This window comes from Joostella atrarenae, assembly GCF_021764745.1.
Lineage (GTDB): Bacteria > Bacteroidota > Bacteroidia > Flavobacteriales > Flavobacteriaceae > Galbibacter > Galbibacter atrarenae.
Genome location: NZ_JAETXX010000002.1, coordinates 287,425 through 302,201 on the forward strand (window position 1 = coordinate 287,425; position 14,777 = coordinate 302,201).

Annotated in this window: 17 protein-coding genes; 4 read left to right on the forward strand and 13 right to left on the reverse strand. The window is 32.0% G+C overall.

Features of this window, described 5'->3' with window-relative positions; genetic code table 11:
• Positions 1-4 precede the first annotated feature (4 nt).
• The 3 genes from JM658_RS05900 to JM658_RS05910 form a co-directional block, all read right to left on the reverse strand.
• A complete protein-coding gene (locus tag JM658_RS05900; RefSeq protein WP_236958320.1) occupies positions 5-772 on the reverse strand; it encodes an MBL fold metallo-hydrolase in 768 nt (255 codons plus the stop codon).
• Between the two features lie 66 nt (positions 773-838).
• A complete protein-coding gene (locus JM658_RS05905) occupies positions 839-1,414 on the reverse strand; it encodes a Crp/Fnr family transcriptional regulator (protein ID WP_236958321.1) in 576 nt (191 codons plus the stop codon).
• A gap of 6 nt (positions 1,415-1,420) precedes the next feature.
• Positions 1,421-2,407: a YitT family protein gene (locus JM658_RS05910; protein WP_236958322.1), complete on the reverse strand. Its 987-nt coding sequence runs from the start codon at positions 2,405-2,407 to the stop codon at positions 1,421-1,423.
• A gap of 168 nt (positions 2,408-2,575) precedes the next feature.
• On the opposite strand from JM658_RS05910, the gene ychF reads away from it, so the two are divergent.
• Positions 2,576-3,667 carry a redox-regulated ATPase YchF gene (gene ychF, locus JM658_RS05915; RefSeq protein ID WP_236958323.1) on the forward strand — a complete coding sequence of 364 codons (1,092 nt, stop codon included), beginning with the start codon at positions 2,576-2,578 and terminating at the stop codon, positions 3,665-3,667.
• Between the two features lie 109 nt (positions 3,668-3,776).
• On the opposite strand, the gene miaA is transcribed toward ychF, so the two are convergent.
• The 8 genes from miaA to JM658_RS05955 form a co-directional block, all read right to left on the reverse strand.
• Entirely contained in the window at positions 3,777-4,688 is a 912-nt protein-coding gene (miaA, locus tag JM658_RS05920) for a tRNA (adenosine(37)-N6)-dimethylallyltransferase MiaA (RefSeq protein WP_236958324.1), read from the reverse strand.
• Complete coding sequence (locus tag JM658_RS05925; protein ID WP_236958325.1) at positions 4,678-5,541, reverse strand: ion transporter; 864 nt, start codon at positions 5,539-5,541, stop codon at positions 4,678-4,680. Before JM658_RS05925 ends, miaA begins: the two co-directional genes overlap by 11 nt.
• On the reverse strand, positions 5,531-6,895 hold the full coding sequence (locus JM658_RS05930) for an exonuclease domain-containing protein (RefSeq protein WP_236958326.1): 1,365 nt from the start codon (positions 6,893-6,895) through the stop codon (positions 5,531-5,533). The genes JM658_RS05925 and JM658_RS05930 overlap by 11 nt, the downstream gene beginning before the upstream one ends.
• Positions 6,896-6,985: 90 nt before the next feature.
• Positions 6,986-7,660 (reverse strand): YggS family pyridoxal phosphate-dependent enzyme, encoded by a 675-nt coding sequence (locus JM658_RS05935; protein ID WP_236958327.1) that lies wholly within the window; start codon positions 7,658-7,660, stop codon positions 6,986-6,988.
• A 122-nt stretch (positions 7,661-7,782) separates the two neighbouring features.
• Entirely contained in the window at positions 7,783-9,015 is a 1,233-nt protein-coding gene (locus JM658_RS05940) for a DUF1015 domain-containing protein (protein ID WP_236958328.1), read from the reverse strand.
• Between the two features lie 31 nt (positions 9,016-9,046).
• Positions 9,047-9,937: a 3-hydroxyacyl-CoA dehydrogenase family protein gene (locus tag JM658_RS05945; RefSeq protein ID WP_236958470.1), complete on the reverse strand. Its 891-nt coding sequence runs from the start codon at positions 9,935-9,937 to the stop codon at positions 9,047-9,049.
• Positions 9,938-9,995: 58 nt separating this feature from the next.
• Positions 9,996-10,382 carry a hypothetical protein gene (locus JM658_RS05950; RefSeq protein WP_236958329.1) on the reverse strand — a complete coding sequence of 129 codons (387 nt, stop codon included), beginning with the start codon at positions 10,380-10,382 and terminating at the stop codon, positions 9,996-9,998.
• Between the two features lie 21 nt (positions 10,383-10,403).
• Positions 10,404-11,369, reverse strand: coding sequence for a Gfo/Idh/MocA family protein (locus JM658_RS05955; RefSeq protein ID WP_236958330.1), 966 nt, complete (start codon positions 11,367-11,369; stop codon positions 10,404-10,406).
• A gap of 359 nt (positions 11,370-11,728) precedes the next feature.
• On the opposite strand from JM658_RS05955, the gene JM658_RS05960 reads away from it, so the two are divergent.
• Positions 11,729-12,370, forward strand: coding sequence for a protein-L-isoaspartate(D-aspartate) O-methyltransferase (locus tag JM658_RS05960; protein ID WP_236958331.1), 642 nt, complete (start codon positions 11,729-11,731; stop codon positions 12,368-12,370).
• Between the two features lie 7 nt (positions 12,371-12,377).
• Positions 12,378-12,635: a hypothetical protein gene (locus JM658_RS05965; RefSeq protein WP_236958332.1), complete on the forward strand. Its 258-nt coding sequence runs from the start codon at positions 12,378-12,380 to the stop codon at positions 12,633-12,635.
• A 1-nt stretch (position 12,636) separates the two neighbouring features.
• Here the strand turns inward: JM658_RS05965 and smpB are convergent, their stop codons facing one another.
• A complete protein-coding gene (gene smpB / locus JM658_RS05970) occupies positions 12,637-13,095 on the reverse strand; it encodes an SsrA-binding protein SmpB (RefSeq protein WP_236958333.1) in 459 nt (152 codons plus the stop codon).
• Positions 13,096-13,222: 127 nt separating this feature from the next.
• Here smpB and JM658_RS05975 point away from each other — a divergent pair, with 127 nt between their 5' ends.
• Positions 13,223-13,954, forward strand: coding sequence for a DUF6503 family protein (locus JM658_RS05975; RefSeq protein WP_236958334.1), 732 nt, complete (start codon positions 13,223-13,225; stop codon positions 13,952-13,954).
• A gap of 5 nt (positions 13,955-13,959) precedes the next feature.
• Here the strand turns inward: JM658_RS05975 and JM658_RS05980 are convergent, their stop codons facing one another.
• The gene (locus JM658_RS05980; protein ID WP_236958335.1) at positions 13,960-14,469 is read right to left on the reverse strand and encodes a phosphoglycerate mutase family protein; all 510 of its coding nucleotides are present in this window, start codon (positions 14,467-14,469) and stop codon (positions 13,960-13,962) included.
• Positions 14,470-14,777: the final 308 nt, after the last annotated feature.

Here is a 14,777-nt window from a genome sequence, read left to right on the forward strand (position 1 = left end):
CAGACTAAAAGCTTATCACTTCACCATCTTCAGGAATGCATACTTTACTAATTAATCCTTTTTCAGTAAATATATTTTTTAATTCCGTTCTTGTAGTAGGGCAGTGGTTAACAGCTTCTAGGTGATTCACAATAACTTTGTTAGGTGCGTTTTCTGCAAACTTTATAATATCCTCTTTTGTCATTAAAAGTGGCTTTAATAAATCCAATTGCGCTGTTCCACCCGCAACTACACTAATAGTAGGATTGTATTCTGCAAGAACCTTATGCACATCTTCTGTATAAATGGTATCTGAACTTAGATATATAGAGTCTCCGTTAGATAGTTTAATATAATAACCCATCACATTTCCCATGGGTTTGGCTACTAATCCATAACCATGTCTTGCAGGAATTCCCTCTATAGTTCCATTTAGAAAAGGGGTTTGCTTCCAGTATTCTATAGAGTTGACTACATTAAGTCCTCTCTTTTTAAGGTCATTAACATCTTTATAACTACAAGTAACAGGGATATTATTCTTAATTAGAAATTCTTCTCCCTTTTTATCCAAATGATCTGGATGCAAATGTGTAATAACGCAGTGTGTAACTTTATTTAGTATTTCTAGACAACTTTGCGGTAATTCTACAATCGGGTTTTTCTGTGCTTTAAATCTAAAGAAAGTAAAAGTTGGTTGTGTTCCTTTAGCGCCTAGCATTGGGTCTACAAGGATAACCTCATTTTCTGTTTCTATAACCATTGTAGCATTTCTGAAGTGATGTATTGTTGTCATTGTTACTAAATTTTAAGTTACTGATGCAAAATTAATGCAGCAATGATTGCTATACATTGATTGAAATCAAGAAATTCTTTTCCGAATTCTGCTTAGGGTTTCGGGAGTGATATTTAAGTAAGAGGCAATATGATATTGTGGGATATTTTGTAACCAGTGTGGTTTATAAATCAGTAATTCGCGATACAAATCTTCAGGAGATTTTGTGATTCTATTATATTCTGTAAGCTCTTTATGTTTAAGAAGTTTTTGAAAAGATTGCTCTATAAATGATTTTCCACATTGATATTCTTCTAAAAGTGCTCTAAAGTCACTTTTTTGTACCGCTAGTAGAGAAACATCAGTTAAGGCTTCTTGATTCTTTTTAGTTTTATTGTCTCCTGTAAACGAAGATAAATCAGTAATAAATTGAGGTTTCGTATAAAAATTGATATTAGTTTCTTTACTTTCTGAGGCATAATATTCTCTAATAACACCGCTATTTAAGAAGCGAAGCTCCTTTTCTTCCGTATCTGATTGTAGGATAGAAGTTCCCTTTGCTATATCTTTATTTACAAAAAGCGACATCAAAGCAGCTAATCCTTCTTTATTTAAAGGATATTCAGTTTCAAAAAACTTAGCTATTTGGCTATAATCTATCATAACTGTTTATGATTTAATTTTAGTCAGTGGTTTTTTCTTAATCATTCCTCCTTTAGTGTCTTTCACAGAATTCATAATTATAAATGCATTTTTATCAATTTTATCAATTTCTGTTTTTAATGTCGACATTTCTAAACGTGTAATAACAGTATACACAATGTCGATATTTTTCAAGGGAGAACTGTCTACAGAAAAGCCTCTTTGTCCTTTATAAATAGTACAACCACGTCCCATGTTATGAATGATTACTCTTCGTACTTCATCACATTTTTCAGAAATAATAGTGACTCCTATAAATTCTTCAATACCATCAATAACAAAATCTACGGTTTTAGATGCTGAAAAATAAGTTAGAATGGCATACAAAGCGATTTCTGTTGAAAATATATAAGCAGCCGCCATGAAAATAATGACATTAAAAATCATGATTACATTTCCAACACTGAGGCTAGATTTTCTACTGATATAAATAGCGAGTACCTCTGTACCATCAATAATAGCGCCTCCACGAATTGCCATTCCGATTCCAAGACCTAAAAAGAAACCTCCAAAGGCAGCAATTAGGATTTTATCATCTGTAATAGTTGGAAAAGGTATAAAATGAACAGAAAGGGCTAATAAAAAGATACCAATAATACTATTTATAGCGAAACGCTTACTAATAGCAACATAGGCAAGGATTACAAACGGAAGGTTGAGTCCAAATATTAAAAGAGATAATGGTAACTCTGTTAATTCTCTAACAATTAAGGAAATTCCAGTAACTCCACCATCAATAAAAGAACTCGGTAAAAGAAAGCCTTTTAAACCAAAGGAAGCTGATAATACACCGATTAATAAGTAAATAATATCTTGAATTTCATGAGAAATTTCCACTTCAAGATCGTTTACCTGCTTTTTAAAGCTCTTTTCTTTATCAGTAACTTCTTTAGGTTTGCTGCGATATTGTTTTCGGACTCTATCTACAACGATTTTCTTAAAAAATAAATTCATGCTTTCTTTTTTGGCTATGATAAAGGTAAAATTTTTCTCTAGTAAGCTACCATTAATTCAGTTTAAGAACTTTTTAAATACTATTAATTATATAAAGCACCAGATACATTATTTTTTGGAGTAGAATTAATTATATTTGCACTCGAAAAAATTTACAAAATACAACGCATGAAAGCTGGAATTGTAGGGTTACCAAATGTTGGAAAATCAACATTATTTAATTGTTTATCTAATGCTAAAGCACAAAGTGCTAACTTCCCTTTTTGTACTATAGAACCTAACTTAGGAGTCGTAAATGTTCCTGACGCTAGATTACAAAAATTAGAGTCTTTGGTTAATCCAGAGCGTGTATTACCTGCAACAGTTGAGATTGTAGATATTGCTGGTTTGGTAAAAGGAGCGAGTAAAGGAGAAGGTTTAGGGAATCAATTCTTGGGGAATATCCGCGAGTGTAATGCTATAATTCATGTACTTCGTTGTTTTGAAGACGATAATATTGTTCACGTAGATGGAAATGTAAACCCTATCCGCGATAAAGAGACAATAGATATTGAACTTCAATTAAAAGACCTTGAAACGGTTGATAAACGTTTAGAGAAAGTAAATAGAGCAGCAAAAACTGGAGATAAAGATGCGCAGACGGAACAAGCATTATTACTTCGCTTTAAAAATGCTTTAGAAAGTGGTATTTCTGCTAGAGCAGTAGAAATTAATGAGGATGAAGCTGAATTCATGAAAGGATTCCAATTGCTTACCGCAAAGCCTATTCTGTATGTATGTAATGTAGACGAGTCTGCTGCTAAAAACGGAAATGAGCTTGTAGAAAAAGTAAAGGAAGCTGTAAAGGATGAAAATGCTGAAATTATTATCCTAGCTGTAGCTATCGAAGCAGATATTGCAGAGCTTGAAGATTACGATGAGAGAAAAATGTTCTTAGAAGATATAGGTCTTGATGAGCCTGGAGCAGCAAAACTTATTCGTGCTGCTTATAAACTATTAAACTTACAAACATACTTTACTGCAGGAGTTAAAGAAGTAAGAGCTTGGACAATTCCTGTTGGAGCTACGGCGCCACAATCTGCTGGAGTTATCCATACTGATTTTGAAAAAGGATTTATTCGTGCTGAAGTTATTGGTTATGATGATTATGTAGCTTATGGAAGTGAGAATAAAGTGAAGGAAGCTGGAAAAATGAGGGTAGAAGGGAAGGAGTACATCGTTAAAGATGGCGATGTAATGCATTTCCGTTTTAATGTTTAAACTAACATTACGATTATAATATATGAAGCCAATAGCTGATAAGCTATTGGCTTTTTTGTTTCTATTGATTTCTTAAAATAGGTGGGATTTAGCTTTATTGAAAAGCTAATTATAAACTCATTGCTCTTTTAATGTCATCTATAATAATTTCTGGAGCTGTTTTGTAGTCAAACCATAAAATAGCATCGTCTTTCCGTAGCCATGTAAGTTGGCGTTTTGCAAATCTTCGTGTATTTTTTTTGATTTCAGAAACAGCAAATTCTAAAGTCCAGTCTCCATCAAAATATTTAAACAATTCTTTGTAGCCAACGGTTTGTAATGCATTAAGCTCTTTATGCTCATATACAGCCTTTGCCTCTTTTAAAAGACCGTTATTCATCATAATGTCTACACGTTGATTAATACGATCATAAATAATTTCGCGGTCTGCTGTAAGTCCAATTTTTATAGTTTTAAAAGACCTGTTATTTTTCTGCTGATTTAAAAACGAAGAGTACGGCTTTCCTGTTCCAATACATATCTCTAACGCTCTAATGATACGATGTGGGTTCTGAATATCTGTATTTTTGTAATGTAGTGGATCCAATTCTTCTAATTGTTGCTGTAACGCTTCTATACCCTCAGTTTCAAGAAGTTTGTTGAGTACTTTTCTAATATAAGGATCTACATCTGGAAAATTATCTAATCCTTCAATCACGACATTATTATACAAACCACTTCCTCCAACCATAATTACAGTGTCATGGGATTTATATAATTCATCTAAAAGAGCTATCGCATCTCTCTCAAAATCTCCAACAGAATATGGATCAAAGATGCTTTTATGCTGAATAAAATGGTGGGGAGCAGCAGCCAATTCTTCTGCATCGGGAACAGCAGTTCCAAGTTTCATTTCTTTGAAAAATTGTCTTGAATCTGATGAAATAATCTCAGTAGAAAACTCATTAGCTAAAGCAATAGCTAGAGAAGTTTTCCCAATGGCAGTAGGGCCTACAACGGTAATAAGATGTTTAGTGTTCATTCAAATAATTTCCACATTCATAACAAAATTTAGCATTGTCTTGATGGTTTTCGGCGGTACAATGCGGGCAACTCTGCGTATTGGTATGAATCTCTTTTACATTTTTATCTTTTTTATTAGCAGTAGAGCCTTGTTTAGCAAATTCGACGGTAACAATTCCTGTTGGAACAGCAATAATCCCATAACCTAAAATCATAATAATGGCTGCAATAATCTGACCGACAGAAGTTACTGGGGCTATATCTCCATAACCAACGGTAGTTAAAGTAACGATAGTCCAATAAATACTCCTCGGAATAGAAGTAAATCCAGCTTCTGCCCCTTCAATTAAGTACATAACTGTACCCATAATCACAGAAAGAATAAGAACCGTATAAATAAAAACTGCAATTTTAGCTCTACTAGATTTTATGGCTTCCTTAAGTTGGGAAGCTTCTCCCATAAATCTCACTAATTTTAAGATTCTAAAAACACGTAGCAATCGCAATGCCCTTACGGCAAGAAATACCTGGGATCCCGCAAAGAAGAATGATAAATAAAGTGGAATAGTGGAGAATAAGTCTACAATCCCATAAAAACTAAAAATATATTTAAGAGGCTTTTTTATGGATATTATTCTGGCTATATATTCTATGGTGAAAAAGACTGTTATTACCCATTCTGCGGTATATAAGTAATCATGATATTTGGCATCAAAAGACTTAATACTCTCTAGCATTACTAATACTATACTGAGTATAATGATAATAAAGAGTAGAATATCGAACGATTTACCCATAGGGGTGTCCGCTTCATAAATGATTTCATGAAGTTTATGTTTCCACTTTGGTATTGTCTTATTTTCAGGATTCAATATTAATAATTTTGTACGATTTCTTTTTTCTTAAATACGCATGAATAATATGTCTAGCATCTGGAGTATTATCAAGCGGTGTAATTAATGACTCTAAGATACTTAATTTATTAACTTGATGGTTTAACTCATAAAACCCAAATCCTTTAAAGTCACCATTTTGTATCAAGATAACACTTCGTTCGTGAATTTCCCTTCCTCTGTCGGAAATAATAAAACTACGGTCTTGAAAACTAAGCTTATAAAGCGCTTGTTTTACTTTTTTATTATATGTTTTAGGAGGCTCTTCATTCAGACAAGCTCCATTACATTTATCAATTGTATAATTATAGCAATTCTTCTTGGCTTCAGATAAACCATTTAATTTGTTACATAAGTTAAACTCTTCGTCAATAGCATGTAATATATTATATGCTTGTTGATAATTGGAAAAAGTGGTGATATATTTTTTTCTATTGTCCGATTTACCAATTTTTAAAGTTAAATAGCCTTCTTTATCTTCTTTTACATACAATGCATGAGTAAATAGCTTTTTACTTTTTGCATTATATTTTGGTTTATTCTTTTTTACTTCTGAATTTTCTTTTAAAAGAGCAATTAGTTCATTTCCCGTTTCTTCATAAGTAACAGCTTTTACTTCCTTTTGAAGCCGTTTATTCTTTTTTGAGGAAGAAGCGAATATTTGGTTTACTCTCTTCTGGATATTTCCACTTTTTGCTAAAAACATTACTTCACCATCACTATCGTGCATATAATAAACACCAACAGATGTTGGAAGTTGCGCTACAATATCCATTAATTTTGGATTTAATTGTCCAATATCTTCAGCTCGGATATTACTTTGAACTATTTTCTTTGTAGTGTCTTTTGCTAAAAGCATTTTAAAAAGCTTCACTGTAGCTTGTGCATCTCCATTTGCTCTGTGACGATCACTAACAGGAATCCCTAAGGATCTTACAAGTTTTCCTAAGCTATAAGAGGGCTGATCTGGGATTAGTTCTTTGGATAGCTCTACAGTACAAACAGATTTACGTTGATAATCGTAACCGAGACGGCGGAATTCTGTTTGTAAAATCCTATAATCAAACTGTGCGTTGTGGGCTACCAATGTCGCTCCATCGGTTATTTCTACAATCCTTTTTGCTACCTCATGAAATTTAGGAGCAGTTTGCAGCATATTATTATTAATTCCAGTGAGTTTTACTACAAAAGGTTGTATCTCTTTCTCTGGGTTTACAAGGCTTATAAACTGGTCTACAACTTTATGCCCGTCAAATCTGTAAATGGCAATCTCGGTAATCCCTTCTTCATTATATTTTCCTCCTGTTGTTTCTATATCGAGTATTGCGTACATTAATTTTATTGTTGGAGGTTATTAAACTCTCTTTTTTTGGGGGCTATTGTTTTAGCCTTTTATTATACTTCAGAACGGTTATAATATTATCTAATTATAATTTCTAGCTCCAAATATACTACTACCAATTCTAACCATATTACTGCCACATTCTATGGCTAACTTATAATCGCCACTCATTCCCATAGATAATGTTTTAAGATCTAGATTATCCGTAGTATTATGGTTGCTCTTTATAGAATCAAATAAAGCTTTTAATGAAGAAAACTCTTCTTTTATTTGCTTTTCATCCTCAGTAAAAGTAGCCATTCCCATGAGTCCAATTACTTTTACGTGCTCCATTTTTTTAAACTCTTCAGAAGTAAGGAGTGCTCTTACCTCATTTTCATCCATACCGAATTTAGTTTCTTCTTTTGCGATATGCATTTGAAGTAAACATGAGATGGTACGTTCATTCTTTTTGGCTTGCTTTTCTATTTCTTTGAGTAGCTTTAAACTATCAACACCATGAATTAAGCTCACAAAAGGGGCCATATATTTAACTTTATTTCTTTGTACATGGCCAATCATATGCCACTTAATATCTTTTGGTAATGCTTCCCATTTATCAGTCATTTCTTGAATCTTATTCTCTCCAAACACACGTTGTCCAGCTTCATAAGCTTCAATGATTGCTTCATTGGGTTTTGTTTTAGAAACAGCTACCAGGATAACATCTTCTGGTAATTCTTTTTTTATATGTATTAAATTCTCTTTTACAGACATTTATAGTAACTTTTTATTCCCAAAAATGGGCTTTTCTCACTAGGTGAGTTTCTATGTTTCCTTTTAACAGTTGAAACATAATTAATTAAACTTATTATATGAGCTAATAGTGCTTACCCTTATTAAAATTCATAAATAGTAAGACCACTTTTAAGCTTAGGTTCGATATAGGTTGTTTTTGGAGGCATTTTAAGTCCTTCATCAGCAATTTCTTTCATCTGAGAAACTTCTACAGGAAAAAGACTAAAGCCAATCTTAAAGTCTCCTTTATCAATTAAATCTTTCATTTTTATGGTATTATATTTACCATAGCCATATTCAATTCTACTATCGTTTCTTAGATCCTTAATCCCTAAAATAGGTTTTAAAATTGTTACAAACAAAATTTGAGTATCAAGTTGACTTAAAGAGTCGGTAAAAGGATAATTTTTCCTTAAATATAAAGAGTAAAACTCTCCATCTAAATACATTCCAAAATGATGAATAGTGGAAGGTTTGTATAAGTCTGCTCCACGGTTTTCTATTCTGAAATGAGTGTCTAATTGAATTAAAAATTCCTCCTTAGTTAAGCCATTTAAGTCTTTAACCATTCTATTGAACTCATAAATCTTTAAATTAGACTCCGGAATAAGGTAGCTCATAAAGTAATTATATGACTCTTCACCTGTGTGATTAGGATTCTCTTTCTGAAGCTCTTTCGATAATAAATTCGAAGAAGCAGAACGATGATGTCCATCTGCAATATACAGGCAATCTAATTTTTTAAAAGCAGCTTGAATACCGTTTATTGCCTTTTGATCATCTACTTTCCATAAATAATGACTAGCCTTATCGGTAGTAGCAAATTCATATTCAGGAACTCCAGTTGTTATATCATTTATAATAATATCAATCTCTTCCGTATCTGGATAGGTGAGAAGTACTGGTTCAGCATTAAACCCTACAGTTTTTAAGTAGTCTTTAAATAACTTTTCTCTCTTTTGTAAGGTAGCTTCGTGTTTTTTAATCTTATTTTGTTGATAATCAGCAATGCTAGCGCCAGCAAAAATCCCACAGAAATCTCCCTTTCTAGTTTTTATCTTATAAATATAAAAAGCAGGGTTTGGATCTTTTATAAAAACAGATTCTTCAATAAACTCCAGATAACGATTTTTAACTAATGAAAAACGTCGTTCTCCAGAAATATCATGATGAAATTTATAGCCCGGATTTACGATATGTAAAAAAGAAAATGGGTTATAAGAAAGGGTAGTGTTTAATTCGTCTACAGGGTAATCTTCATACGAACGAGAAACTACCAAACCCACTTTGTCTTTTGTAGGACGTACAGCTGCAAACGGAATTATTTTAACCATTTCTATATTTATATTCTTTTAGGAGTTATTTTTACTTCTGAAATTGTTTAGCGATAACTTCTGCTTTTCTATTTTCTGAATAGTCGTAGAAACCTTCGCCAGATTTAACTCCTAATTTACCTGCGGTTACCATATTTACTAGTAACGGACAAGGAGCATATTTTGGATTTTTAAATCCGTCGTACATTACATTTAAAATCGAAAGGCAAACATCAAGACCAATAAAATCAGCCAATTGAAGCGGTCCCATTGGATGAGCCATTCCTAATTTCATAACGGTATCGATTTCATAAACCCCAGCAACGCCATTATATAAAGTTTCAATGGCCTCATTAATCATCGGCATTAAAATTCTATTGGCTACAAACCCAGGGTAATCATTTACTTCTACAGGGACTTTACCAATATTTTCCGATAGTTTAAATACAGTATCTAAAACTTCGGTACTGGTATTATAACCTTTTATAACCTCTACTAATTTCATGATCGGAACAGGATTCATAAAATGCATTCCAATTAAACGAGCAGGATTATTAACCGCAGTAGCAATCTTTGTTATCGAAATCGAAGAAGTATTTGTTGCTAAGATTACATCATCATTACAGGAATCACTAAGATCTTTAAAAATTTTAAGCTTTAGAGATTCATTTTCAGTAGCAGCTTCTACAACAAGTTGCACCTCTTTGACACCATTTTTAATGTCTGTATGAGTGGTAATATTACCTAGCGTACTTTCTTTTTCAGCTTGAGAAATTTTCTCTTTGGATAACATTCTATCTAGATTCTTCTCAATAGTATTTATCCCTCTAATTAGAGAGTTTTCAGAAACATCTATAAGTTTTACATTATATCCGTTTTGAGCAAACGTATGAGCAATACCATTTCCCATTGTTCCTGCACCAATCACGGCTATATTTTTTATATCAGTCATTGTTACTAGTTTTTAATTTTTGAAGGTTTAGAAGGGGTGAAAATAATTTTCATTTTTCATTTACTAACTCATGTAAACTTGCTACTCTGGACATTCTATAAATTAGAGCTTTTGCTAGGTGTGTATAGCAATCATTCAAATTATAAAGAGTTGAATCACTAAAAAGTTTTACTTCTCTAGATTCTTCACCAAGAAGATTATCTGGATAATATTTCAAGTATGGAGTACATCCAATAAAATTGAACTTATGATCATAGACTTTTTCAGCAATAATGCCAATTCCTACTTTATATGCAAATTCTTCGAAAGTTGAAAATAGACTATCACCTAGAGATCTATTACTTTTAATTCTTCTTATAAAGTCAGCTGCATTACTGTCAGGGCTATCTTTTAATATTGATAAAATTTTATTTTCGAATGATTGATTCGGAGTCATGATTACTATCTTTAAGATTATTTATCCTTCTACAAGTTTTACAATTTGCATAGCTACTTTTAAGGCAGCAGTTCCATGTTCTAAACTCACTGCGGTTTCTGTATTATTAGCAATAGCATTTGCAAACGACTCTAACTCGTCTAAAATAGCATTGTTTTGAGTCACTTTAGGATTTTCAAAGTAAATCTGCTTTTTTTCTCCTTCTGCATTTTGTAAAACCAACGCATATTCGTCCGGTTTTTTAGGAGCATCTTTCATTTTTACAACCTCTACTTGCTTTTCTAAAAAGTCAACAGAAATATAAGCATCACGTTGAAAAAACCTAGACTTACGCATGTTTTTCAATGAGATTCTACTTGCAGTAAGATTGGCAACACATCCATTTTCGAACTCTATTCTAGCATTTGCTATATCTGGAGATTTACTAATTACAGAAACACCACTAGCATTGATATTCTTTACAGGAGATTTTACAACACTCAATATAATATCGATATCATGAATCATTAAATCCAACACCACAGGAACATCAGTTCCTCGAGGATTAAATTCTGCCAAACGATGGGTTTCTATAAACATAGGGTTTTCAACCTTTTCTTTTACCGCAATAAAAGCTGGATTAAAACGCTCCACATGTCCCACTTGTCCTTTTACATTGTTTTCTTTTGCAAGACTTATAAGTTCATCTGCCTCTGCAACTGTTTTAGTTATCGGCTTTTCTAAAAAAACGTGTTTCCCTTTTTTTATAGCTTTAAGAGCGCATTCATAATGAGAAAGGGTAGGAGTAACAATATCTACCACATCTACAGCTGCAATTAAATCGTCTATTGATGAAAAGTATTTATAACCGAATTCTTTAACTATTTTCTTAGCGTTTTTCTCGTCTGGATCGTAAAAACCAACAAGTTCGTATTTATCAGATTGATTGATAAGTCTTAAATGAATTTTTCCAAGGTGGCCGGCACCTAGAACACCTGCTTTAAGCATATAAAATGTTTTTAAACAAAATTAAGGTTATTGATGCATTCTTTCAACCTTAACCACTTGTTTTTAAAAATGATTTTAAGGCTGAGAATGAAAGTCTAAAATACGGAATATTATTTTATTTGATGATATACTTAAAGTATTTAGCAACTCTAGATACTGTTTATTGAATACTAATCAAGGTTTTATATATATGTATTAAATTTATGCATCACAGTTTTATTAAAGATAATAAAGTAATGTTGATAACTTATTAGGACTTTAATCCTCTCAAAGACAAGAATCTATTTTTTAAAGCATTTTTTGAGGGGAGAAAATCGTTATAAAAGTTATAATTTTGCATTGCTAAAAAACACCTATACTTGAAAGATACCTATAGACACCAAGGAATGCGTAATAATCTGGCTGAAGTCCTTCAGAAAAAAGGGATAACAGACAAGAATGTTATTAAGGCGGTAAAAAAGATCCCTAGACACTTGTTTATGGATAGTAGTTTTGAAGACCATGCGTATCAAGACAAAGCTTTCCCTATTGGTGCAAGTCAGACCATCTCACAACCTTACACAGTAGCTTTTCAGTCCGAATTATTGAAGATTAAGCGAGGGGATAAGATTCTAGAAATTGGTACTGGTAGTGGTTATCAAACAGCTATGCTATTAGAGTTAGGTGCTGTAGTGTATACGATTGAAAGGCAAAAAGAGCTTTTTAAAAAAACCAATCTTTTTCTTCCTAAGTTAGGATATAAAGCAAAGCGTGTAATATTTGGAGACGGTTATAAAGGTTTACCTGCTGAAGCTCCTTTTGATGGAATTATAGTTACTGCTGGAGCTCCATTTGTTCCTAAACCGTTAATGGCACAGCTTAAAGTAGGAGGTAGATTAGTGATTCCTGTTGGTGAGGAAGTCCAAGAAATGACGCTTTTTATTAGAAATTCACCTAAAGAATTTGAAAAACACGAGTTTGGAGAATTTAGATTTGTACCATTGTTAGAAGATAAAAATTAATAGTTTTATGTTAGATCGATTATTTTTAAGCAAGCTTACCAAAAAAGGGGTTTGGGCATATTGGATTATTCAATTAACGCTAGATATCATTCTAGGAATTGTTCTTTTTGGAGTATTAAACTACACACTAGATCAAGATAATGCAGGAAGAAATCTCCTAATAGGGGGAGTTGTAGTAAGTGCTTTAATCTCTGGAAGTGTTTGTTTACTATTTTGGAAAAAACCTAAAGAAGAAGTATCAGATTCAGCAGCCTCTAAAAGCTAAATTAACTATATGCTTTTTTAACTCTATCTAGGTTTCGTTTATTATCACGATCTTTAATAGTTTCCCTTTTATCGTAAAGTTTCTTTCCTTTTGCGAGTGCTATTTGCATCTTTGCTAGTCCTTTTTCGTTAACGAATAATCGTAATGGGACGATAGTGTTTCCTGAAACTTTTACGGCTTTATGCCATTTTTTAAGCTCACGTTTATTCAATAATAATTTACGCTCGCTCTTTGGACGATGGTTAAAATGAGTAGCATGTGTGTACTCTTCAACCGTCATATTAATTACGAAGAGCTCTCCCTTTTCATTGAATTCGCAAAAGCTTTCAGCAATAGAAGCTCTGCTTTGACGAATAGATTTTATTTCAGTACCAGATAAAACAATACCTGCTATATACTTATCTAAAATCTCATATTCAAAACGAGCTTTTTTATTCTTTATGTTAACATTATTCTGCATACGCGTCAAAAATAAGAACATTTCTCGAATAGCAGTATTTTATTCTTCTATTTTAAGAGGAATTTATATTTGTTAAGTAAGTAAAAGGATATATTTGCGACCTATTTTCAAAATTAAATTGTTCTTTATGAAGAAAAGCTATTACATACTACTGTTACTTATTACTATATTATTTACCTATTGTACTCCTAAAGAAGATGCATCAACTATTCTAGGAAAGTCTATTAAAGCATCTGGAATGAATAATTTAGACAAAAAGAATATTTCTTTTGTTTTTAGAGGAAATACATATGAATCGTATCGTAACGGTGGAAGTTTCAGCTTAAAAAGAATACATCAAGACTCTATAACTACTACGGATGTTATTAATAATAATGATTTTACAAGATATATTGATGGCGATGCTATAAAATTAGCAGACACTACCGCCAATAAATATAAGAATAGTGTAAATTCTGTTCATTACTTTGCTTATTTACCTTTTGGACTAGATGGAGACGCTGTTAATAAGGAATTACTTACTGAAGTTACTATTAAGGATACACCTTATTACAAAATTAAAGTCTGGTTTGATCAAGAAGGTGGAGGTGAAGATTTTGAAGATGTTTTTGTGTATTGGGTGAATAAAGAAACATATATAATCGATTACCTAGCGTACGAATATCATGTGAATGAAGGAGGTATGCGTTTTCGCGAAGCCTATAATCGTAGAACAATTGAAGGAGTAGATTTTGTTGATTATAATAATTACAAACCTAAATCCAAATCTGCTAAACTTATAGCGTTAGATAGTTTATTTGATGCTGGAGCATTGGAATTGTTATCTAAAATAGAATTAGAAAACGTATCAGTAAAGTAACCTTCCTACTTGATGGTAAGAAGGTTAACAGAAACAACCTCTTGATTGGTTAGCGTAACAATATATACGTTACCATTATTGTTGTCTTCAATGTCTTCATATCTATCTTCCTTAAGAAGCTTGTTTACTAGTTTAGGTACCGTGTTACTGTGTCCAACTACCAATACATTTTCATAGCCCTTTTTAAAAATCTCTATTGTATTTAATTCTTCAGGTTCATATTTAATAATATCCAGATTATTCGTATATGCCGTTGGTGAAGCTGTTTCTATAGTTCTTGTATAATCTGTGGAATAAATAGCATTAAAGGTGATGTTTTTAAATATTTCACTCCATCTTTTTGCTCTAGCAAGTCCTTTTTCTGTAAGTGAAGGATTCTTCTCGCCAGGCTCCGATCTATCTTTTTCAGCGTGTCTTATAAAGTATATTGTTGTGGTTTGGTCTTTAATTTCTGGAGTTGCAGTATTGCAATTCATCAGTAAGACACCCATCATTAGAATTAAAAAAGTCCTCATTTATATATTTTATTTATCTAAATATTATTCCTTCCTCAAAATTATAATATTGATTCTATTCAGCAACTAAAAATTGTTGTAAAACTGTTTCTCATTCTAAATATTACTTAACCGACTGTTTTTAAAGGCTTTTATATCATTTTTTAAATGTATTAAAAGGACTACATATTTCATTGAATAAAAAAATACTATGCATTTCATCGAATAAATATGTTTTTAAACGATTATTATTCTTGTTTTAATATATTTGATATATGCAAAATCAATGAAAAGTATAAGTTTTTGATTGAGGACTGCAAAAATGGATT